Here is a 23,533-nt window from a genome sequence, read left to right on the forward strand (position 1 = left end):
CCACCTCGCAAGAGATCGGAACAGCCCCGCCCTCTGTGCAGCCGACCCTAAGGCTGCGTCCGACCCCACGCATCGGCACGCAGTCTGTGGCAGGGCCACCCGGAGTAGTCCATGTCAACGGTGCGAGCCAACGAGGTAAGGGCTTGCTGTCCACGTCAACAACCGTGCCAAGGCCTTGGTCGCCGGGAGGATCCCGGCCTGGGTGCTCAAACAAGCGACGGTCACGAGACCGGACCACACCCGGCGCACCACCCACGCATGGGACGATCTCCTCTGATTGTCGGCGATCTCTTCGGGGGGCTCGAGTGAGCGACGGTACACAGCACCTGACCGGACTGGTGTGGTCCGTTACTGACATTCTGCGCGGGGACTACAAGCGATCCGACTACGGAAGGGTGATCCTTCCGTTCACGGTGCTGCGCCGGCTGGAGTGCGTACTAGAGCCAACTCGCGAGCAGCTCGCGCACCTGGCCACCACCACCCAGCACGAGGGCAGCGAGACCGCCCCGGATGGCTTCCTGCAACGCGCTTCAGGCCATGCGTTCTACAACAAGGGCGACCTGACACTGCGGAAGATTGCTGCCGATCCGCAGAACGCGGCGAAGGACCTCGAAGCTTACGTAGGAGCGTTCTCGGGCAACGTCCGCGGCATCCTGGATCGCTTCGGATTCATGCAGCAGATTCGAAGGCTTGACAGCGCCAACCTGCTTCACCGGATCGCGGGTAAGTTCGCTGACCTCGACCTGCGCCCCATTGCTGTGTCTGACGACAGCATGGGTCATATCTTCGAGGAGCTCACTCGCCGGTTTGCGGAGTACTCGAATGAAACGGCCGGTGAGCACTTCACTCCACGTGAGGTCATCAGGCTGATGGTCAATCTTCTTGTGACCCCAGACACCGACGTCCTCTCCTCCCCCGGGTCCATCCGCACGGTCATGGACCCTGCATGCGGCACAGGCGGCATGCTCAGCGTGGCCGAGGAGCACATCAAGGCACTGAACCCGGACGCGATGGTCGAGGTGTTCGGACAGGAGCTCAACCCTGAGTCATGGGCCATCTGTCGGTCGGACCTCCTAGTCAAGGGACAGAATCCGGAGAACATCGCGTTCGGTAACTCCATCTCCGACGACGGGCACGCGCAGCGGAGGTTCGACTACCTGCTCGCCAATCCACCGTTCGGTGTGGAGTGGAAGGGCGTGAAGGAGGAGGTCGAGCGCGAGCACCGGTCGCTCGGCGAGGCCGGCCGCTTCGGGGCCGGGCTGCCGCGCATCAATGACGGCTCCCTCCTGTTCCTCCAACACATGATCTCCAAGATGAAGCCGGTGGACGAAAGCGGTGGGGGCGGTTCGCGTCTTGCGATCATCTTCAACGGCTCGCCTCTCTTCACAGGTGCAGCGGGCTCAGGCGAATCACAGATCCGCCGATGGATCCTGGAGAACGACTGGCTGGAAGGCATCATCGCCCTCCCTGACCACCTCTTCTACAACACCGGCATCTCCACGTATTTCTGGATCCTCACGAACCGTAAGAGCCCTCACCACAAAGGTAGGGTCCTCTTCCTGGACGCTCGGGACCAGTGGCAGAAGATGCGCAAGTCGCTGGGCGACAAGACCAAGGAACTCGGCAACGAGCACATCCGTGAGATCACCGAACTGTACGCGCAGGCACTGGAAGTTGCTAAGGACCCAGAGAATCCTCTGCACGCCAGGGTAAAGGTCTTCCACAACGAGGACTTCGGATACCAGCAGATCACGGTAGAGAGGCCACTTAGGCTCCACTTCGAGCTCACCGCAGAGACCTTGGCCGCACTGGCTGCAACAAAGCCGGTGCAGAAACTGGAGAAGGCAGAGGAGTTCGTAGCAGCGGTACGGACGCTGCTCGGTTCCACGTGGGGAACGAAGGCCGAAGCTCTCAGTGCACTGAAGGCCGCCGTGGTAACGGCCCACCACAACTGGCCCGTCGGCGCCCCGTTCAACAAAGCACTACGTGATTCGATCGGCGTACGGGATCCAAAGGGAGAACTCCAGAAGGTCAACGGCGCACCCGAACCGGACACCGAACTGCGTGTATACAAGAGTGTCCGGCTGCATGAAAAAGCGGAAGACTACCTCAACCGCGAGATTCGGCCGCAGGCCCCGGACGCATGGATCGACCACACCAAGACCAGGATCGGCTACGAGATCCGGCTCGAAATGTTCTTTGCGACTCGCTTCAAGGCGAAGTTCGAACCGCTTGAAACATTCTGCCGCCTTGAGACCGAGCGAATCAGGCCCCAGCGTGACGACAGCGACGGGGAGAACGTCGAGGCCGGATACTCGCACTTGAAGGAAAGGCTGCCGCATCTGCGAACACAAGACCTGCACGTGGTGGACTCTGCACTCGATCTCCCCTCTCCGCCTGAGGACGGGCCCGCACTAACACCGTGTGGCAGTGGTGACATCGTGGGCCGACCGGGAAACTGGCGCCTCCTGCCGCCGTCCTTCGGCCCGGCGGTCACGCACCTGACGGTCCTGCATCCTCGGGAACCGAGGACTGGCAGAGCTATATGCGAGTGGTTGAATTCCGCAAGCACTACGGAGCTCCCAGCTGGACCGAGTTTGATGAAGCTCCCGGTTCCCGCTGACGTGGTCCATGAAGCAGACTTCGACGATCTCCTCGAGAACGTACAGTCTGCCCGCCACAGGCTCAGGGCGATCACATCAGGCATCCTGCCGAACGTATTCTCCGGATCAGATTCAAATATTCAAGAGCTCCGCAGGACCCTGCAGGCCACTGACGCTGAAGCACAATTGATCGGCGAAATATCACACGCGCTCGAAGATCCCGTGTCGCGAGCAGAGTGGAGCTATCCGTTCCACGTCGCAGCGCTTGCACGACGGTATCGGATCAGCAGCATCACTGCTAGCACTCACCCAGCCGAACGGATGGACTCGCTACTGAAACTGGGGGAGGGAATTGCACGCACCCTGGGAATCATCACTCTGGCCGAATTGGCGACCGTGGACCGGGACGAGTTCACGAAGATTCTGCGGCAACAGTTTCGGAAGGGCGCGACCTTCGGGACATGGACCACGATCCTAAACAAGGGAGTCGAACGCCCGGGTCAAACGATTGCAGACCCCGACGGTCACGGGCAGACTCACTCCCTACTTAACCGAATCAAGGATTTCCGGAACAATGGCCCAGCTCACGCACATGGCGTGCGCGAAACTCATGAAATAGGCGAGGCGGCAGACGAGCTCGAACGGCTGATTCTCTCAACCTTGAGATCAGTAGCCTGGCTTTCCTCTACACACTGGGACTGGGTTGAGCGTTGCGAATATCTGGACGAAGCCTCCTATAATCTCGTCAAGCAACGCCTCCGTGGAAGCCATCCCGCATGGGAGCCCCTCGAGGAATCCAGTCAGCAACCAATGAAACCCAAGCATATCTACGCGCGAAACGGCCGCACACAATCTCCGCTTGACCTCTGGCCTCTCGCATCCGTGGATGTGTGCTCCAAGTGCAACGCTCGTGAGCTATTCCTGATCGACAAAGTTCAGCAAGGGATTCTGACACTGCGGAGCCTGAGAGAGCATTCGAAAGAGATCAACTACCCAGACCTCTAGAAACTCCGGGTTTCACAGCTCGGTTCGCCGTGGTGCTCACAAAGGCGCGAAGCCTGACCTGCCTGGCTTAGCGGCACTTGGAGTGCGACAGGCGCGGCGATCGGGTCGTGGTTGGCGCCGGGCGAGGAGGGGGTGCGGTCCGACCGGCGCTAACGAGATGGGCGCCGGCGGTCAGCCGGAGCCGTGGACCCCACGGCATGCCGCGCCCTCGCCCTGCCTCGCCGCCTGCCAAGGACACGGTCGCGCCACCAAGCGATGCCGGCACCCCCGACCCGCTCCAGATTCAGGCAACAAACAGTCTGAATTCGGTCAGATTTGATCAGCTTGGCATAGTCGCTTGTGCCTTCAGGGGCTCCCGTCCGATCCTGCTGGGGTTCGAAGAAGCAGAAGGTGTCCGGCCGTGGCGTCGTGCCATGGCGGCTTCTGACTCACGGACCTTGGAGTTCCCGTGGACACCCTTGTCCTGCGGGCCGGCTGGGCATGCGCCCCTTCCCCGGCACGCGCCTCGGAGCCGCATCGGCTCCCGCGTCGCTCGTTAGCGAGCGACCGCACCTGTCGCAACAGGTTGCCCCACAGTCCTTCCCCGCTGCCGTCGGCATACGCCCGGGCCCATGAGGGGACGCTGTGACCACTCCCCCGTACGAGCCGACTGTGGCCCAGCAGACAGCACTCGTCGAGCATCTCGTTAACGCGGTGGTCAGCGACGCGACCGGGGAGGCCCAGGGCGACGTCTGCCTCGGCGAACCTCCCAGCGCGCGCTACTTCATGGAAAGCCTCGGCCCCCACACCGTCGAGCCGGGCGGCGCCGCCCCAAGGTACGGGCGCACAACTCCCGACAGCCTCGGGTTCGAGTTCGAGGCCGAGAACGCCAGCTGCATCACAGTCAAGGCACGGGCGTCCTTCTACTACGCGGCTCTTCCGACCCGAGCCCAGCAACTGGAGTGGGCCGGTGAGCGCGAGGAGCCGTACCGCTTGGCACCGTTGTTCAAGCGGCTCGAAGTGAACGTCGGGCCGGTCGAGATCGTTCTCGGGCACGAGGCCGGGCTACGTCAGACCATGGAGCACGAGTTCCGGCATGCCTTCGAGCGGGCCGTCGAGCAGGCTCTCCGGGATCCGAGGATCGACCGCCGCGTCGGCAACGATCGCAGGGAGCGGCTGGTCCCTCCCGCAGCCACGGCGGACGACAGGGCGTTCGAGCAGTGGCTGGCACGCGAGGTCGTCGGTGACCCCGTGGTGCCGTCCCCCGCCGCCCACGTCGTCGTCACGTCGAGGCCCGTTGCCTCCGGCCGGCTCCGCGTGACGGCGACACTGCAGAACCTCGCCAAGGACCCCGTCATCACCGTCCAAGGCCGGGGCAGCAACGCCGGCCGTACGCGTCGTGACGAGGCCAGGGACAACGCCCTGTTCCGCGCGGGCCTGGAAGTCGAGGGCGACCGTCTGCTGCCGATCACGATGGACCTCGGTGCCGACGCCTATCGCTACTCCGGGGAGCTCGGGGCGTACGCGAACAACTGCGGTGTCGAGCCGCGGTGGCATGACGGTCGACTCGTGGCTGTGCGCAGTGTGCCTGTTCCACAGCACGACACCCACCGCGCCGTGGCCCGGACCGACGAGCGATGGGGATACGCGGCACTCGCGGCCGACCCGCTTCCGGTTCTCGACGACCTCGCCGACGAGATGGAGGCGTACCTGGACTCACCGGCCTGGAGCACAGCAGACCTCCAGGACAGGCCCGGACTGGCCGACCGCAAGGAGGCCGACCGACGGGCCGCCGCGCTTGAGGTCTCGCGGTTCCGCGACGGCATCGCCTGGTTGCGACGGGACAGGCGCCTACTGGTGGCGTTCCAGCTCGCGAACGAGTCCATGACGGAGCTCAACCAGCGTCGGAAGCGGCCGAGTCGGGGATGGCGATTGTTCCAGCTCGTGGCGATCGTCAGCCAGCTCGGCGCCCTGGCCTGGCGGGAGCACCCGCAGCACCTCTTCTCCCCCGGGCTCTGGGGTGACGACAAGGGCGTGGACCCGACCGAGGCGGCAACTGTCGTCTGGTACCCGACCGGCGGCGGCAAGACCGAGGCGTACCTCGGACTGGTGCTGGTGTGCATGTTCTACGACCGCGCCAGGGGCAAGACGGTCGGGGTCTCGGCCTGGTGCCGTTTCCCCCTCAGGTTGCTCACCCTGCAGCAGACACAGCGGCAACTCGACGTCGTCGCTGCCGCGGACATCGTCCGCGACCGGAACGCCGATAGGCTGAAGGAGATCGGCGGTGACCCCGGGTGGCCGTTCTTCATCGGGTTCTACGCCGGCGGCGGCAACACGCCGAACTCCCTGACCGCCGACCGCACGCTCGACCGCCTTCGGTCGAGCGAGGCGGAGCGGCACGCGTTCCGTCTGGTGCACGACTGCCCCTACTGCGGTGAGCGGTCGGTGCACATCCCGCCGCCCGACCCCCAGCGCCTCAGGTTGGAACACGTCTGCGGCAACGAAAGGTGCGGCAAGGTCCTCCCGATCGTCGTGGTGGACACGGAGATCTACCGCTACCTCCCCACCGTCGTGGTCGGCACTCTGGACAAGCTCGCGAACATCGGGCTGTCGGACCGGTTCGGCGCGCTCTTCGGGGACGTCGACTGCTGGTGCACTCCCCACGGATTCGGTCGGGGCGGCAAGTGCCACGAGCGTCATGCCCCAGGCCATCCGAAGTCGCCTCCCAAGCCATTGGGGGCTCCCCTCTACGACCCCTCCCCGTCGTTGGAGATCATCGACGAACTCCACATGGTCAACGAGGAACTCGGTGCGTTCTCGGGGCACTACGAGGGGCTCCTGGCGGAGGTCCAGCGAACGCTGACAGCCCGGCAGCGCCCCGACGGACGGGGTGTCCGGATGAAGGTGATCGCTACCACCGCGACCATCCGTGGGGAGGACCGCCAGAGCGAACACCTCTTCGGCCTGCGGTCGGTGGTAGTGCCACTTCCCGGCCCCAACCTCGACGAGAGCTTCTACTGGCGCCTCGACCGAGGTCTTCCCCTGCGTCGCTTCGTCGGGGTCATGCCCACACGGGGTACGGCGGAGATGACGCTGGTCAGGATCCTGACGTCCGCACACCGGGCTCTGTGGAAGCTCGACCAGCGTCGGGACCTTCCCCCGGCTCTCGAAGCCTGGCCGGAGGAGGAACTCCGCGCAGTCGTCGACCTGTACCGCACGAGTCTCACGTATGCGACGACCCTCGTGGACTTCGGTCGTATCCGGCGCTCGCTTGACACCCAGGTCAACGAGGCCCTGCGCAGGGAAGGGTTCCCCGATCTCCGCGTAGCCGAGCTGAAAGGCGAGACGCGCCTGGACCAGGTCCGTGGTGTCCTGGACGACCTGAGCAGCACCAACGGCAGCACGGGCATGGTCGTCGCGACGAGCATGGTCAGCCACGGGGTCGACGTGGACCGGTTGAACCTCATGCTGTTCAACGGGATGCCCCGATCCATGGCCGAGTACATCCAGGCGTCGTCACGGGTCGGCCGTGCGTACCACGGCCTCGTTTTCATGCTCTTCAACCCGGTGAGGGAACGGGACCGGTCGCACTACCGGTACCACGGCAAGTTCCACGAATACCTCGACCGCATGGTCGAGCCGGTGGCCATCAACCGCTGGAGCCGGTTCGCCGTACGCAGGACCCTCCCCGGGATACTGATGGGCCACCTTCTCCAGATCGCCAACCGGGACTGGTGGCGGGCGGGCAACGCGCCAGGGCACCTGCACGACCTCTCGAAGATGCAGGCCGCGCTCCGTGATCCTTCGATCGGAGGGCTCGAGGGCGTACAGCTCACCGAACTGCTGGAGGCACTTCACACGGTCTTCCAGTCGGATCGCCCGGAGGGCCAGGAGCTCCACAGTGATCTCGAGGACATGGTGGAGCATGCACTGGCCAGCCTCCGCTCCGCGGGGGCCTCTGCCGGCCTCTCCGGTGGCAACAACCGCGGATACCGCGCCACAGGCGACTACCTGGGCCTCGAATACCGGCCCATGACGAGTCTCCGGGATGTATCCGAGGGCATCCCGTTCCACATCGTGTCCGACGGCAGGAGGTCGTGATGGCGTTCAACCCGAGGAACGACGACATGGCCCGCGACCGGGGCCAGGTCCTCTACCGGTACCGCCCCGGTCAGACCTTCGACCACCGCGGCGGCTACACCGCCCAGGTGGTGCAGTTCGGACGGGACGAGGAGTTCGACGGCCCCTCGCTCGACCGCGAGCACCTGGTCCAGGAGGCCATGCGGTTCGTACGCAGTTGGCGGGCCGCCGGCCGTGCGTTCGCCGCCGGCTCCGACCGGGCACCGGAGTTTCCCGGGGATGAGGACCGGCTCGCCGACCGCCACTACGAGGTCGTGGTTCCCGGCAAGGTCTTCTGCCGTATCTGGCCTCGGGTGGTGCGCTGTGCCAGTGGCAGGTGCGGACACGTCTGGTCGGCCAGTGACCCCCGGCCGGGAACGGACGACTGGCCGCCGGCCTGCCCCGCGTGCGGCAACGCCGTCGGCAACCGGCAGCTCCAGTTCGTGTTCGCACACAGGTGCGGCGAGATGTCGCCCATGTACCCGCCGAGCAAGTGCCCGAGAGGACACACCCGGTTCAGGCTGGACGACCGTGCGAGTCGGTTCCGCGACTTCCGGTGGGAGTGCATGACATGCGGCTTCCCGCTGGGTGTGCAGTGGAGCTGCAGCAACTCCTCGTGCAGCTACCCGGACAAGTTCATGCATCCCCTGCTCCACACGGCGGGGACAGCGCATGTCGGCCAGGGTCTGACGCTCGTGAACGTGACCACGACCGAAGAGGCCACCCGCCAGGGAAACCCCTTGTACACGGCCGCCGTGCTCGGCTGGTGGCTCGGTGAGATCACCGAGGAGGAGTTCCGGCGACTCACGGACGGACACACGGTGGACGTCCCCGACGAGGTCGTCGAGAGCATCCGTGCAATGGAGGAGGCGGGTCTGCACGACCATGTACGTGCGCTGCGGGCGCGGTTCATGCCCGTCGAGGTGGACCACCTCCGGGAGCGGGTGGGCAAGGCTCTCGGACTCGACACCGAGAGCGACGACGCCCGCGGGCTCGCAGCCGAGCTGCACACCTACCGTCGGGTCCTCAACCTGGAGCGCCTGGGCGTCCCCCGCCTCCAGCGGGAGGCGCGCAACGCCGAGCGCCGCGCTCTCTACGAGCGCTACCCCGAGGTCCTTGCGGCTGCCGGCCTCGGCCGGGACACCTGTCTGGTGAGTGATCTCCCGATCACCTACCTCGCGATCGGCTACAGCCGGACGGGTTTCAGCCCCGAGGAGGCGGATCTCGTGCCCTACCGGGGGCGCGCCTCACGGGGCACCCCTGAGAAGACCCTGCTCTACGCGCACCCCACGCAGGCGGAGGCGCTGCTCTTCCCGGTGGACAGGGAACGGGTGAGCCGGTGGCTGGTCCGCAACGAGCTCGTGAGTCGACGCACCCTCGACGACGCCGGCGGCGTCGCCCAGTGGCTGGTACACCAGATCGGTCCGAGCGACGGCAAGGCCCTCTCCCACGAGACCCGTCCGGCACCGGGGCATCCCGACCTGCCCGTCCACGAGCTGTTCGGTCTGCTCCACTCCCTGTCGCATCAGCTCCTGCGGGCGCTGGCAGTCGACAGTGGCTACAGCGAGACCAGCCTCTCCGAGTACCTGTTCCCGTACGACCTGGCCTTCGCCATCTATCCCAACGGCGGAAGCGAGTTCAGCCTCGGAGCCATGCGGACTGTGCTCGAGCAGAACCTCGACGCGGTCGTGAGCCGGGCCGTCGACAACGACTCCTGTCTGTACGACCCCAACTGCATGATCACGAACGAGGGTGCAGACCACGGTTGCCTCCAGCTCCCCGAGACGGCCTGTCAGTCCTGGAACCGGAACCTCTCCCGCTGGCACCTGTTCGGTTCCCCGGACGGCTCGAAAGTCGGGTACTGGGACCCCACCCTGTGACTACCCGGTGGGGAGGGCCCGCGCTACGCCCTCCCCACCACCGGCCCCGCCAGACGCCGCAGGGCCCGTAGAACACCGATCGTCCACAAGTGGAGCCTGCGTGAAACCCGAACTGGACCTGCTGGACACCATCGCCAGCGCTCGTGACCAGGTCCGCTCACTACGTGGCTGGAACTCCGGACCGGAGCGGATCTACGACCTTCTCCGGACGGCGACGAAACTCCGCGCGATGGAGATCAGCGCTGGAATGATGACGGACCTGCCGTGGGAAAGCGCCCTCGCCCAGCTCGTCGTCTGGCACCACGACTATCCCGTCGGCACGGGGACGTGCTCGGAGAAGGACGCAGCCGAGATCGTCCTTGCCGCGGCGGCGGCCCAGCGGCTGGACCTGGTGGAGACCGGCGTGCGGAGCGGGGCCTATCAGGTACGGATGACCAGGGGAAACTTCCGGATGCGCCACCGCTGGAACGCATCCGCCGAGGTAGCCGACACGTTCCTCGAACGCGACGCACGTCCCACACGGCTACCGGAGCTGTCCGAGACGGAGCGCCGATGGATCTCCACTCGGCCTGTCGACTCCCGGACCAGCCCGCCACCAGAGGTCCTGCGCGCTGCCGTCCAGCGCGCCTCCACGACGATCGAGGCATACCGGCAGTCGGTGCCCGAAGGACAGGTGCCTGATTCCTTTCCCCTGGGTGAGGGGATGACCGCCGGCGACATGATCAGCGTCCTGGCCGTGATCATGGGGCTCGCCTCCCTGTGCGAGCAGACAGCGCACAGGCTCTCCCGGCTGGAGACGACGCTCTTCCACCTGACAGACACCCGGCTGATGGCCGTCCTCGCGGAGATGTGCCCGGACGTCTCGGAGGCACACCAGGCTCTGGTGGTGGAAAGACTCACTTACCGGACCGGGCGCTCGTGCAGGACCTCCCCGCTGATCCGACACGGCGATGTCCTCATCGTCTGCCCGCCCCTCGTAACTCCGAGGGCCGTGGACCCGATCATGCTTCGCTCGGCCGCCCATGCCTCCCGGGGATTCGGTCGCATAGGCAGGGAACAGGGCGAGCGTGCAGCAGCGTGGGCTGCCTGGCTGCGCACGACGCCCGGCACCTCCGTCGCGGAACGGGTCCCGGTGGTCAGGACCGACGGCAGGTCTGCTGGTGATCTGGACGTGGTCGTCGTGGACCCGGGCAGGCATCTCGGTCTGTGCCTCGAGATCAAGTGGCCGATCGAAGCACTTTCCCTGCATGAGGTCATGAAGGTCGAGAACTGGGTCACCTCCGCAGCCCAGCAGCTGGACCGTGTGAGGGGAGAGCTGCGGGCGGGCACGGCAACGGCCGAGCTGCCGGCCGGCTGGCCACCGTTCGACGCGATCGACTGGACCTGGTGTGTCGGCACACCCCAACAACTCGGTCTTCGCCCTCTCCCGGCGCCGGACATGCACGCCACCTCTCTCCGCTACGTACAGGCCCTGGGAACCCCGCCTGACCTCGACACCTTGGTGACAACCCTGACGCGACCCGACCTCCCCACCGAGGGACTGCACTACAACGTGGTGAAGAGAACGTTTCCCGTGGGTCGGCGCCAAGTGCACATGGACGCGCTCCAGGTGTCGCCGGTCGGTTGGCACCCACGGTTCCGGTAGGACGGCGCCGCCGCCCTGTCGCCTCATGAGCCGAAAGCCCCATCTGCAGCACGCGGAAAGGCGTATGGAACGTTCACACCCCAACTCGACTACCCATCCAGGGCCCGAACGGCATACGTGGATAATCGCAACCAGTATCAGAAACCGGAAACAGGCTGGACATTCGGCGTGACGTACGACATAGCAGCTCCGGAGCCGGCGGGCATGGTCGCCTCGCTCAGTTCGCTCGGGTATTCCCTGCCTGCCGCCATCGCGGATCTCGTGGACAACAGCATCTCCGCGGGGGCGTCCACGATCGACGTCGAGTTCACCTGGGCCGGGCCGGACTCCTGGATCGCCGTTGCCGACGACGGTGCCGGGATGACCGCCGGCGAGCTCGTGACCGCCATGACCGTGGCCGCGCGAGGCCCCGCGACGCCCCGAACCGCTACGGACCTGGGGCGCTTCGGCGTCGGCCTCAAGTCGGCCTCGTTCTCACAGGCCCGGCAGCTCACCGTCGCCACCGCCAACGCCGGCGAATGGCACGTGCGCACGTGGGACCTCGACGTCGTCGAGAGGTCAGGCGAGTGGCGACTGCTACGCGGCGCGGACGAGACGACCAGCGAGTTGCTCGACAGGATCCGGGGTGAGGCGGACCACGGCACCGTCGTGTTGTGGCGGCGCCTTAACGGCTACCACGTCGACGCGGTGACGGTGGAGGACGAGCGGACCCAGAAGCAGTTCTACGCGGAGGCCTCCCGCACGGAGTCCCACCTGGGCATGGTCTTCGGCAGGTTCCTCACCGGAAGCCGGCGCCGCAATCTGCGTGTGTCGGGCAGCCCCGTCGAGCCCTGGGATCCGTTCCTGTCCCGCCACCCGTCCGTACAACCGCTTCCCGTGGAGCGCCTGCCTCTGGGATCGGGCTCCGTACGGGTGGAGGCATTCGTCCTCCCCAGCGCACAGAGGCTCGCCCCGGACGAGTACGAGAAGGCCGGCGGCCCCCGTGGCTGGCTCGACCAGCAGGGGTTCTATGTGTACCGCCGGGACCGTCTGATCCTGGCGGGGGACTGGCTCGGACAGCGCGGGCTACGCCGCGAGGAGAAGTACAACCTGGCAAGGATCGCCGTGGACATCCCCGCCGAGACAGACGTCGAGTGGGGGGTCGACGTCCGGAAGTCCAGCGTCGTCCCGCCCGTCGCCCTGCGTTCCCACCTCCGCCGCATCGCCCTGCAGGCCAGGAGAAGGGCCGCCGACGTGCTGCGGTACCGCGGGCAGATCGCGGCGCGCACGCACGGGGACCCTCTCCTCTACGCCTGGAGCGTCCGCCGTGTCGACGACCGGGTCACCTGCAGGGTCAACCGGGGGCACCCCCTGGTGAAGGCAGCTCTGCGTCCTAGTGGTGCGAGCTCGGATGACATGCGTGCCCTGATCCGTCTACTCGAGGAGACCGTGCCGGTCACCGCCCTCCGCGTCATGCACGAGACGGACACCAGCGACGACCCCGAGCCCTTCGGCGGCTCCGGGCCGGCCGATGCCGGAGCGACAGAGGTTGCGCAGCGGATCTACGAGGCGATGGTCTCCGATGGCCGTTCGCCCTCCGCCGCCCGTGAACGTCTGCGGCACATGCCGCCCTTCGACCAGATGCAGGGCTTCTGGAACGGGTGACCCGTTGTCAGAGGTCCCCTTTAGCCTGCCCGATACCACTCCCGCAAACCGGAGGTCCGCTGTGAGTATCACCCCTGAGGAATCCGACGAGTCCCTGTCCAGGGCACGTCGCCTGGTGCTCGCGATGTTCTCCCAGGACCGCCAGCCTTCCCCCGAGGAAGTGCAGACCGCGGTCACGGTCATCTTCGGAATGCTGGCCGGCCAGGGCGAGGTAGTGGACCGGGAACGGTTGGCCAAGGAGATCGAGGCCATGACGGCCGTTTTCCAGGAGGGGTCATCCGGATTGGAAAGCGACACGGACCATAAGCCTTGGCTGCCGGAGGCCAAGAACGACCGCGAGTGGGATTTCTGGGAGCGCTACCGCCGCTACCTCGAGGATGTCAAGAACCTGCCTCCGCTCGTCGTACGCCGCTTGGACCAGAGCACTGACGAGGTTCTGAGCCAGCTCGAGGACCCACGTCGAGAAGGCTCATGGCGCCGCACGGGGCTGGTGATCGGGCAGGTCCAGTCGGGCAAGACGGGACAGTACATCGGGCTGGCCTCGAAGGCAGTGGATGCCGGGTATCAGCTCGTGGTGATTCTCGCTGGCATCCACAACGATCTGCGAAGCCAGACACAACTACGTGTGGACGAGGGCCTTCTCGGTTTCGACTCCCAGCATCAGCAGCGCTCCAACGAGGCGGGGAAGTCCAGCCGCATGGGCGCAGGGCGGATGCCTGGTAAGAGGCTGGTCATCGCGTCACCGACTAACAGTTCCGAGAAAGGTGATTTCGGGCGCCAGACGGCGAGCGCATTCAACTCGGTTCACCTTGGGCACTTCCCGGTCGTGCTCGTGGTGAAGAAGCACTGGAAGATCCTCGAGTACCTGCGTAACTGGGTGACGGACGTCCAAGGAACGGAGGACGAAACGGGCCGCAAGGTCGTACGTGACATCCCCCTGTTCGTCATCGACGACGAGGCCGACAACGCCACGATCAACACCAAGCGTGACCCCGAGGCAGACCCGACCAAAACCAATGGTGCGATCCGCGAGCTGATGAGGAGCTTCGAGAAGTCGGCGTACGTCGGGTACACCGCAACGCCGTTCGCCAACATCTACATCGATCCCGACGTCGAACACGCCACCTTCGGCTCCGACCTGTTCCCCGACAGCTTCATTCGCACACTTCCCTCACCGTCCAACTACCTCGGTCCGGAACGCGTCTTCGGGCTCCAGGTCGACAGCGACGAGGAGGACGACATCGCTCCGCTGCCACTCGTCCGCTCCGTGGACGATGCGGAGAGCTGGATCCCTACCAAGCACAAGTCCTCATTCGTTCCCTCCGACAACCTTCCGGAGTCCCTGCGCGAGTCGATCGCCTCGTTCGTTCTGGCCTCCGCTGCTCGGAGAGCGCGGGGGCAGGTGCGGGTGCACAACTCCATGCTCGTGCACGTCACCCGCTTCACCGCAGTCCAGGGGATCGTGCGTGACCAGGTGGACGATCACCTGCGCCTCCTCGTGGACTCGCTCCGTGACCGCTATGGACAGGCTTCCGAGCGTATGGCGGAGTTCCAGGCTCTCTGGGAGCGCGACTTCGTCCCCACGACGGACCACTTCCCTGTGGACGAGACCGAGCCCGTCACGTGGGACGAGGTGTCCAGCCAGCTCCTGCCGGCCCTGCGAAAGGTCGTCGTCAAGACGGTGAACGGTGCCTCCCGCGACGCACTCGACTACTACGATCACCGCAGGAACGGTCTCTCGGTCATCGCGATCGGGGGCCAGAAGTTGTCCCGAGGGCTGACGCTGGAGGGCTTGACCGTCAGCTACTACCTGCGCACTTCGAGCACGTACGACACCCTCCTCCAGATGGGGCGGTGGTTCGGGTACCGACCGGGCCACGAGGACCTGTGCCGCCTGTACACCACGCCCGACCTTCAGGCGAAGTACGTCGAGGTGACTGCCGCCACCGACGAACTGCGCCGTGAGATCGAGGAGATGGCAGCGCTCAATCTCACACCGAGGGACTTCGGGTTGAAGGTGCGCGCGTCCTCGCTCGGACTCACGATCACTGCCCCCAACAAGATGAGGCAGGGGACGCCTGTAAAGCTCAGCTACTCCGGGGAGGGGCCGGAGACGACGCTCTTCAACTTCTCGCAGAGGGCGAGGGAACACAACCTCAAGACACTCGAGGACTTCGTCCGGCGTCTCGACGGCTTCACGGCGGGCAAGGCAGAGGTTCCCGGCGGAACAGTGAAGTGGAGCAGTGTGCCCCGCGAGGCGGTCTCCGACTTTCTTTCGGGCTACGTGACGGACGGGGTGGCCCGGAGGGTCCGCCCGCGGTTCATCGCGAAGTACATCGATCAATGCGCGAGCGTGGACGAGCTGGCGGAGTGGACGGTGTGCCTGATCGGCAAGTCGACGGCGAAACCCCACGACGTCGCGGGCCATGGGGTGGGGCCCGTGACCCGGACTCCGCTGAACGACCCGGGGTACAAGACTGATGGCCGGTACATCATCCGCCGAGTGGTAAGCCCTCGGGACGAGCAGATCGGCCTGGACCCGGCCCAAGTAGATGCCGCCCGCGAGGCAACACGGCTGGTCGCGAAGAAGAAGGGCAGGGAGAAGGTCCCGGAATCGCCCTCCGGTGAGCAGCTGCGCTTCAAGCGTCGGCCGGACCAAGCGCTGCTCCTGATCTACGTGATCGAACCGAAGGGAGAGGAAAGCGAGAGGCAGCTTCCGTTGGTGGGGTTCCAGGTGAACTTCCCTCTCTCCGAGCACCAGTCGGACACGGAGTACGTCGTCAACAGCATCTGGAGGCAGGAAGGGCTTGACGACGCCTTCGACGACGAGGAGGACGGCGAGTGACCGTCACCGAGGCCGAGTGGCGCGACCTGGAGGCACCCCAGGGCGCCCCCGGACGGTCCCGCATCCGCCTGCATCCTGACGCTCCGTTGGACGTCTTCCTGTCCGTCTCCCACCCGGCACAGCGACGGATGCTCGTGCTCAGGACGGACGCCCGCTCCGCGGACCACATCGTGCGGTCCGTGACCCGGCTGCCCAGCGCGGCCGGCCTGGAGATGAACCTGAGCGCCGTGTCGCGTCTCGAGTACGAGCTCCAGGTGGTCCTCACCGCGGACGAGCTCCGCGAGGTGTTCAACCCTCTCGTCACCGACGTTGCCGACACGGTCAGGGAGGCCTCCGGAGCCGCAGCCGCTCTGACCGCAGCCGTGGAGAGGTTCGAGCGGTGGCAGGACCTCCTGCGCGCCGTGGGCAGGGACGGTCTCGGTCCCGAGGCTCGTCGCGGGCTCGTCGGCGAGCTCCTGCTGCTGCGCGACCGCATCCTGCCCGTCGTCGGGCCGGCCGAGGCCGTCGACTCCTGGGCCGGGCCGAGCGGAGCCAACCAGGACTTCCAGCTGCCGGGAGTCGCCGTCGAGACGAAGGCCAGCACCGCCAGGCGTCCCCGCAGCATCCGGATCGCCAGTGAACGCCAGCTGGACGACACGGGAACGCCCGCGCTCCTGTTGTCCCTGGCCATGCTCGACGAACGTCGAGGCGGTTCGGGCGAGAGCCTGAACCGCCTGGTGGACCGGATACGCGAGCAGCTCACCAGCCCTCTCGTGCGCGCCGCATTCGACGGCCGGCTCGTACAGGCCGGCTACCTCCCGGCGCAGCGAGACCTGTACGAAGAGCCTCGATACACCCTCCGTGACCTGTGCTTCTGGCACGTACGAGAGGATTTCCCGAGAATCGTCGAGGCAGATCTCCCCGAGGGTGTGGGTGACTGCACGTACAACGTGAGCACTTCGGGGCTGGACCAGCACCGCGCCACGACCGACGAGGTGACCGCACTGATCGGGGGAACCCATGCCTGAGCTCGACCTGTCCCAGTACGCCCGCGACCTCGTCGCGGACGTCCAGGCGACAGCCGACGCCGAGAGAACCACCACTCCGGAGGCGTTCACGCGGCGTGTGTTCGAGGACCTGGAGCAGGCCGGTATCGCGTCCAACACGTTCACCGCGTTTCACGGTGCGCACGGTCACCTCGTTCACGGCTACGGCATCGGGGACTCCGGGGAGTGCCTCGACCTCTTCGTCACGGACTTCGATCTGGAGCCGCTGGCGTCCAAGCTCACGAAGGGGCAGACCGAGACCGCCTTCAAGCGGCTCCTCACGTTCGTCCGTCGATGCCGTGACGGTCTGCGTCAGCACATCGACGAGTCCTTCGACGTCTACGACATGTGCGCGGCGGTGGAGAAGGCACTCACCGAGGTACGCAGGGTACGACTCTTCCTCCTCAGCAACCGCGTCGGCACCAGCACCGCAGTCCCGCCCACCGACTTCGACGGCCTCCCCGTGACCCACGAGGTGTGGGACCTGGCACGGCTGCACCGCCACGCGACCTCCGGCAGTATCAGCGAACCCATCGTCGTCTCCTTCGACCCTCCGCTGCCCTGCGTCGCGGCGCCCAGCAGCGAGCCCGACCACTCGGTGACCATGGCCGTGATCCCCGGGCAGAGGCTCGCCGAGCTCTATGGGGAGTACGGGACGAGGCTCCTCGAGCTGAACGTCCGTTCCTTCCTGCAGGCCCGCGGGTCGGTCAACCGTGGCATCCGGGAGACCCTGCTGAACTCCCCCGGCAGGTTCCTGGCGTACAACAACGGCATCACGGCGACCGCTTCGCAGGTCGACTTCGCCCACGATCCGGAAGGGAGGCCCACGGGCATCTCCCGCGTGCACGGGCTCCAAGTCGTGAACGGCGGTCAGACGACAGCCTCTCTGCACTACGCCTCCAGCCGCGACAAGGCGGACCTGTCACACGTGGCCGTGCAGATGAAGCTGACGGAGGTCTCCCCGGAGCGGCTCTCGGAGATCGTCCCGATGATCTCCGAGTACTCCAACACCCAGAACCGCGTGACGTTGGTCGACTTCAGCTCGAACCACGAGTACCACGTGGCCGTACAGCGGATCACCCGCTCCCTGTGGGCGCCGGCGACGGACGGCAGTGGTCAGGAGACCCACTGGTTCTACGAACGGGCGCGCGGCCAGTACACCGACGAGGTGGCCAAGGCCCGGACGCCCGCGAAACAGCGCACGTTCAAGAAGCTCAACCCGACGAAGCAGAAGTTCACCAAGGCGGACCTCGCGAAGTACGCCAACTCCTGGAACCACCTTCCGTTCCAGGTCAGCCGTGGCGCACAGAAGAACTTCGCCGTGTTCATGGACCGCATCGGCGACGCGCCCCCGCGTGTCGACGTCCAGTACTGCCAACGTGTGATCGCCATGGCCATCCTCTTCAAGGCGGTCGACCGCATCGCGGCGAACCACGAGGCCGGCAGCTACAAGAGCATGATCACGACGTACACCATGGCCCGCCTGTCGCTCGCGACGGAGCAGCGCATCGACCTCGACAGGATCTGGCGAGAGCAGCAAGTCTCCCCTGCCGTCGAGGCGGCGGTCGACGATCTCTGTCCCAGGGTGATGCGGGCGGTGACCCGGCCGCGCGAGGGTAACCACGTGGGTGAGTGGGCGAAGAAAGCCGTCTGCTGGGACGCCGTCGCCCGCGTGTCCTGGTCCGTGCCTGGTGACCTGGAGGCGGAACTCCTCGATCACGCGCTGGACGAGGAAGCTCTCGCAGGGGGCTCGGAGGGCGGCCAGGGGGCGCGCGACGAGGTGGCGTCGATCCCGGCGGACGAGTGGTACGCCGTCGAGCGGTGGGCGAAGGAGACGCACAACCTGGATCCCTCGCAGCGCCAGCTGGCGCAGTACATCGGCAGGCGAATCGAGCTCGACCAGGAGATCCCCGAGCCACAGGCGGTACAGGCACTGCACGCGCGCAACGAGGCGCTGTCCCTCGGGTTCGTCCCCGGTCGGTAGGCCCGGATCCTCGTCAGCCCTCAGAGCTCCCCGCGCTCGAGCAGATCCCTCATGGCGTCCTCGGCGCGGCGGAGCACGATCCGCCCGTCTCCGTCACTGAAGGCCAGCAGGTGCGAACCGGGGGCGATGCCCGCCTCCGCGAGCAGCCCCATGGGGAGCTCGACCCGGCCGTGGTCGTCGACACGGAGTTCTGCAGGTTCACGAAGCATGGGACGAGTGTGGCACCCTCGCACTCGTAGGCCGACGACGGGCTGGGGCTGAGGTATGGCAGCACGTGACGAGACCACGGGCGCGGAGTGGGTCAGCACCGAGCTGAGCGGCCATCTGCGTGGTCGGCGCGTCCGCGACACCAAGCCGGAGGTGACCCTCCGGCATGCCGTACACCGGCTCGGCCTCCGGTTCCGTCTGCAGCGCAAGGTGGCTTCCCGGTGCACGGCGGACTTCGTCCTGCCCAGGTACAACGTGGCGGTGTTCGTCGACGGGTGCTTCTGGCACGGATGTCCTGTGCACGGCCCGAAGACGTTCCGCGGCCCGAACGCCTCCCTGTGGGAAGCGAAGATCGAGACCAACAAGGAACGCGACCGCCGGAACACCGCAGCAGCCGAGGCTGCCGGCTGGACCGTCGTCCGTGTCTGGGAGTGCGAGATCCGGGCGGACGTCGAGCGCGCTGCGCTCAGCGTCGCCCGGCAGTGCGCCCAGGCTCGCGAGCCTGGGCCGGCACCGTCTCCCGTCCGTGGGTCCCGGTCAACGCATCCGTGAACAGGTCGCCCGAGACGCTCTCCCTGGCGACGCAGTACTTGCTCAGGGGGCACAGCTCGCAGAGCGGCTCCTTGGCCCGGCACACGCTGCTTCCGATGAGCCGCAGCGCCGCCATGCGCAGAGGCGCATCCTCGCCGGCTCCGACGAGCTTCACCAAGTCCACTCGACCGTCGCTGAGCCTGTTCGTGCGATCCGAATCGCTACCGTGTAGACGGGCGGCGACGCGCAGCGCCCCCTGCCCGATCCACAGGAGATCCTCGCCGACCAGCAGCCGGTAGACCGTCGCCTCAGCCGGCTTCAACTTCAGCTGCTCGCGGACCTTCTCCTCGTCGCCCCAGACGCTCGACTTACCGATCACCGCGGCTAGCCGGGCGACCCGCGCCTTCGCTGCCTCGGAGGGTGCCGCCGCAGTGAGTGCCTCGAGCGCAGCCTTACTCAGGGACGTCCGCCCCCGCACGACCTCGACCATCTCCGCCAGCTGCGCGGGCTGGATCCGGGTCCCGGACAGTATGGCCACGACGGCGGCCTGCAAGCCGGACATCTGCTCGCCCGGAAGCTGGTACCAGTCCTCGGACTCACGCCGTCCTTCGGCCCAGGCGGTCAGATCCCTTCGCACCGTGCGCCAGTGCGGCTGGAGTCCACCCTCGCTCGGTCGCTCGTCGCCCACGGGCAACAGTGCCTCCGCCGCAGCCTCGCCAAGGAGGGGCGGCACCGCGTTACCGATTTGACGGAAGGCGTCACTGCGTGTGCCGGCGAACCGGAACTTGTCCGGGAAGGTCTGCACCCGCGCGGCCTCGCGCACGGTGAGGGTGCGCGGCTGATCCTGGTCGGGGTGGATGTACCAGTAGCCGTCCTTGGCGATGTGTGCGGTGATCGACCTGCTGAGGTCCGCCCAGTCGAGCTTCTTGTACTTGTCCGTGAAGTGGTCGGCCTTGTAGCGCTGCAGTTCCGGCGAGATCTCCGAGTACAGGGTCTTGGAGTCCATGCTGGAGAAGATCTCCGCATCGTCCTTCCGGACCCGTCGGGTCATGTGGTCCCATACCCGGTCCTTGCGCGCCCACTTGCGCATGTCCTGAGCGAACTTGGAGAGCTCGGACGGCTCGTCGTACGGGAGTTCACGCTGCCCGACACGTTCGGTGGGCACGACAGGCAGCACCGGCAGGTCACCGATGGCGTCACGCAGCGTGGTCCGCTGATCGTGCTCCAGCTCCTGCCGCCACGAGAAGCGCTCCACGTCGTTCCTCGCCAGCAGGATCAGTCGCTTCCTGTGCTGCGGAACGCCGTACTTCCACGCGTCGACGAGACGGACCTGCGTCGCGTAGCCGAGGTCCTCCAGCTGCTCCTCGATGGTGCGTACCACGAAGAAGTCGTCGCCGAGACCCATGTCCGGCACGTTCTCCATGAGGACCGCACGCGGCCGGAGACGCTTCACGACGTCGAGGTAGGCGCTCCACAGTTCCTTGCGGCGATCATGAGGATCGCGGCCGTGATGCTCCACGAGGCTGCGGATCTTGCTCCGGCCAGCCCTGCTGAACGGCTGGCACGGCGGGCCGCCGGCCACCAGATCGATCTTGGCCGGCGCCAGCATCTCGACGAGCCTGTCGCGCTCGTCAGGATCGCCCAGGTCCATATGGAGGCTCATGCCCGGGAAGTTCGCGGCGTGCGTCTGGAGCGCCCGCTCGTCGAAGTCGACCGCGGCTGCGACCGTCCACCCGGCTCGCTCCAGTCCGAGGCTCAGTCCCCCAGCTCCGGAGAAGAGGTCGACGGCCAAGCGCTTACCAGCACCGAAGCCACCGAGCCACCTGTCGAAGTTCTCGGGCTTGCAGCTGTTCCTGTGACGCTTGAGCTCCAGGTAGTCGCTTCGCTCCAGAGGCACCCCATAGTGCTGCCTGCGCACTGCGCCAACCTCCATCGGACGAGAAGAACGAGCACCAGGAGATCACACAACCTCTGGCAAGATCAAGAATCCGGCGTCTACCTCGGAGAACAAGATCGATCGGACGCCTCAGGCGCCCCGAGAATATTACGCGGCACCCACCCCTCCTGTGACCGAAAGCAGCCCCCAGTAACTCCAGAGAGGTCAATCATACGGACAAACACTGACAAGATCACTAGGAGCCCTGCTATCCATGCCACTCCGCAGACGGACATCGCTGGCGGCAGCACAGACACCGGAGCTCATGCCATTGCCACCTCCGCAGCGTCGGATTCCGCCCCGAGGTGATGCCCGGATCCTGCGGTTGGCCGATCCCGTGGTCGAGCTGGAAGGCCTCCGGGGTGTTCACGAGCGTCCCTGACCAGGCGCTCCCGAGGCGGGAGAACACGCTTCCCGGCTGACTGGAGATCGTTTCCCCCGGCACTGCACCGATGCCGCTCGTAATGGGTTGGTGTTCGAGCGGCTGCGCACGGCAGAGTGGCGTGGTCAGTGGACTGTGGACATGCATCCTGACGAGGGCGGATGGATCCACGCCGGCGCCGCGGCCGAGTGCCGCCTGATCTTCCGGGGGCATGGTGAACGAACGGGACGTCTTGCTCAATGAACTCGCGCAGGGGCTGCGCCCCATGTCCGAGGGCAGCGAGTGGTTCGACGGCCTCGGCCCGGAAGAACAGTCCGTGGCGCTGCTATTCCTGCGTCATCACTGTGTCCAGGCGCGCGCTGTCGCTGGGGATGCGCCAGAGAGCATCCGCCGTGCTGGGCTGCGCCCGACGCATACACCCGCGGTGCTGATCTCACGGGGCCGGATCGACGAGCAACTGGGAAAGATCGCCGGTCTCAGGCCCCGCGACGAACGCCGCAAGGCATTCAGGCTGCTGATCGCGGTGCTCACGGTCGCCGACGCGCGACGCCGCGAGCTTTACTGCTCCGGCGGCTGCGGTCACTGGTGGCACCACCTGTCTGCCGCTGAATGACTGCTCACAGCCTGCTTCCTCCCTCAGGAAGATCGCTTCCCGTCCTGTGGCATGTTTCTGGCGGACAGGGTGAGGCGGTGGCGTGTGAGGTCGACTTCGAGGATCCGTACGGTGATCTCGTCGCCCTCGCTCACGATCTGGCCGGGGTCCTCGACGGGCTCGTCACCGAACTCGGTGTTGTGCACGAGGCCCTCAAGTCCGTCGGCGATGCGGACGAAGGCTCCGAACGGGATCAGCTTGGTGACCCTGCCGGTCGTGACAAAGCCTGCTTGGTCGGCGAAGGGAGCGAGCGGGTTCTCCTGGAATGCCTTCAGTGATAGCTGGACCTGTCCACGCCGGGTGTCGACGTCGATGATCTCGCCCATGACTCGTTGGCCAGCCGTGACGGCGTCTGCGGGATGGTCGATCCGCAGCCAGCTCAGTTCAGGGCCTCTGATGAACCCAGTGCACAGATCGGCGGGTTCGCCGTCGAGGTTCACGAACACACCGAAGTTGTGGACGCTCTGCACCTGACCTTGGTGTGTTGCGCCACGCGTAAGGCCAAGAAGGAACGCTCGCAGAGCCGGGTCCTCACACGCTGAGGCGGAGGCCCAGACGCACTCCTGCTGCAGGTCGACGGCTATCACTTCGAAGGTGAGCCGCTGCCCCATGCTCACGACTTCGGACGGATGCCCGATCGCCTTGCGGGTCAGATCGCCACGAGGGATACGACCCACTGCTTCACCGGGACCGGAGAACCCGTCCAGTTCGACAAGCACCTCCCGGTCTTCGACGCCGATGACGCGGCCGGTGCGGACTTCGCCGGCCCGCAGCGTGTTCAGAAAGCTCTTCAATGCCTCGCTCAACTGGGGTTCGGTCACGTTCGTGACCCTACGACGCAGAGATCGCGCAGTGCCAAGGCCGTTGCGTGCGCGTGCAGTCCCCTGGTGAAGCCGGTGGCAGGCCGATCACCAGACGCGGTCCCGCCACTCCTCAGTGGGGATGCAGCCTTCAGTGACGTCACAGCAGCGCTCGGCCCAGGTGGAGGCGACCAACACCGGCCTGCTCAGGACAACGTCCCCGGCGCGCTGGGCGCGGAGGACGAGGCCGAGCGTCTCGGAGCCTGGGTCTGCGTGCTGGGAGTACCGCAGGTCGT

Annotated in this window: 12 protein-coding genes and 1 pseudogene; 10 read left to right on the top strand and 3 right to left on the bottom strand. The window is 66.3% G+C overall.

All coding sequences use genetic code 11. The features are described 5' to 3' along the window. Positions 1-305 precede the first annotated feature (305 nt). The 8 genes and pseudogenes from ACZ561_RS18535 to ACZ561_RS18570 form a co-directional block, all read left to right on the top strand. A pseudogene (locus ACZ561_RS18535) lies at positions 306-2,201 on the top strand (type I restriction-modification system subunit M); the annotation flags it as partial. A 2,031-nt stretch (positions 2,202-4,232) separates the two neighbouring features. Further along, positions 4,233-7,688: a helicase-related protein gene (locus ACZ561_RS18540; RefSeq protein ID WP_470996042.1), complete on the top strand. Its 3,456-nt coding sequence runs from the start codon at positions 4,233-4,235 to the stop codon at positions 7,686-7,688. Further along, entirely contained in the window at positions 7,688-9,586 is a 1,899-nt protein-coding gene (locus ACZ561_RS18545; protein ID WP_470996044.1) for a hypothetical protein, read from the top strand. Before ACZ561_RS18540 ends, ACZ561_RS18545 begins: the two co-directional genes overlap by 1 nt. A 100-nt stretch (positions 9,587-9,686) precedes the next feature. Then, positions 9,687-11,231, top strand: coding sequence for a hypothetical protein (locus ACZ561_RS18550; protein WP_470996046.1), 1,545 nt, complete (start codon positions 9,687-9,689; stop codon positions 11,229-11,231). A 168-nt stretch (positions 11,232-11,399) separates the two neighbouring features. After that, positions 11,400-12,875, top strand: coding sequence for an ATP-binding protein (locus ACZ561_RS18555; protein WP_470996048.1), 1,476 nt, complete (start codon positions 11,400-11,402; stop codon positions 12,873-12,875). Between the two features lie 61 nt (positions 12,876-12,936). Then, the gene (locus ACZ561_RS18560; protein ID WP_470996049.1) at positions 12,937-15,720 is read left to right on the top strand and encodes a Z1 domain-containing protein; all 2,784 of its coding nucleotides are present in this window, start codon (positions 12,937-12,939) and stop codon (positions 15,718-15,720) included. Next, a complete protein-coding gene (locus tag ACZ561_RS18565) occupies positions 15,717-16,727 on the top strand; it encodes a PD-(D/E)XK motif protein (protein WP_470996052.1) in 1,011 nt (336 codons plus the stop codon). Before ACZ561_RS18560 ends, ACZ561_RS18565 begins: the two co-directional genes overlap by 4 nt. Next, complete coding sequence (locus ACZ561_RS18570) at positions 16,720-18,729, top strand: AIPR family protein (RefSeq protein WP_470996054.1); 2,010 nt, start codon at positions 16,720-16,722, stop codon at positions 18,727-18,729. Before ACZ561_RS18565 ends, ACZ561_RS18570 begins: the two co-directional genes overlap by 8 nt. 20 nt (positions 18,730-18,749) lie before the next feature. Here ACZ561_RS18570 and ACZ561_RS18575 read toward each other — a convergent pair whose 3' ends face one another. After that, a complete protein-coding gene (locus tag ACZ561_RS18575) occupies positions 18,750-18,938 on the bottom strand; it encodes an AbrB/MazE/SpoVT family DNA-binding domain-containing protein (RefSeq protein WP_467523423.1) in 189 nt (62 codons plus the stop codon). Between the two features lie 55 nt (positions 18,939-18,993). On the opposite strand from ACZ561_RS18575, the gene ACZ561_RS18580 reads away from it, so the two are divergent. Next, complete coding sequence (locus tag ACZ561_RS18580) at positions 18,994-19,488, top strand: very short patch repair endonuclease (protein ID WP_470996057.1); 495 nt, start codon at positions 18,994-18,996, stop codon at positions 19,486-19,488. On the opposite strand, the gene dcm is transcribed toward ACZ561_RS18580, so the two are convergent. Beyond that, on the bottom strand, positions 19,403-21,385 hold the full coding sequence (gene dcm / locus ACZ561_RS18585) for a DNA (cytosine-5-)-methyltransferase (protein WP_470996058.1): 1,983 nt from the start codon (positions 21,383-21,385) through the stop codon (positions 19,403-19,405). The two genes, ACZ561_RS18580 and dcm, sit on opposite strands and share 86 nt — an antisense overlap. A gap of 611 nt (positions 21,386-21,996) precedes the next feature. Here dcm and ACZ561_RS18590 point away from each other — a divergent pair. Beyond that, the gene (locus ACZ561_RS18590; protein ID WP_470996061.1) at positions 21,997-22,398 is read left to right on the top strand and encodes a DUF5958 family protein; all 402 of its coding nucleotides are present in this window, start codon (positions 21,997-21,999) and stop codon (positions 22,396-22,398) included. A 23-nt stretch (positions 22,399-22,421) separates the two neighbouring features. On the opposite strand, the gene ACZ561_RS18595 is transcribed toward ACZ561_RS18590, so the two are convergent. Further along, the gene (locus ACZ561_RS18595; RefSeq protein ID WP_470996064.1) at positions 22,422-23,258 is read right to left on the bottom strand and encodes a S1 RNA-binding domain-containing protein; all 837 of its coding nucleotides are present in this window, start codon (positions 23,256-23,258) and stop codon (positions 22,422-22,424) included. Positions 23,259-23,533: the final 275 nt, after the last annotated feature.

The sequence above is a fragment of the Streptomyces sp. NPDC039609 genome (assembly GCF_055596705.1).

Bases quoted from the DNA above. Each gene is read 5' to 3' on its own strand.
- ACZ561_RS18545 (WP_470996044.1), top strand. From the start codon at position 7,688: ATGGCGTTCAACCCGAGGAACGACGACATGGCCCGCGACCGGGGCCAG.
- ACZ561_RS18570 (WP_470996054.1), top strand. From the start codon at position 16,720: ATGCCTGAGCTCGACCTGTCCCAGTACGCCCGCGACCTCGTCGCGGAC.
- ACZ561_RS18575 (WP_467523423.1), bottom strand. From the start codon at position 18,938: ATGCTTCGTGAACCTGCAGAACTCCGTGTCGACGACCACGGCCGGGTC.
- ACZ561_RS18580 (WP_470996057.1), top strand. From the start codon at position 18,994: ATGGCAGCACGTGACGAGACCACGGGCGCGGAGTGGGTCAGCACCGAG.
- ACZ561_RS18590 (WP_470996061.1), top strand. From the start codon at position 21,997: ATGGTGAACGAACGGGACGTCTTGCTCAATGAACTCGCGCAGGGGCTG.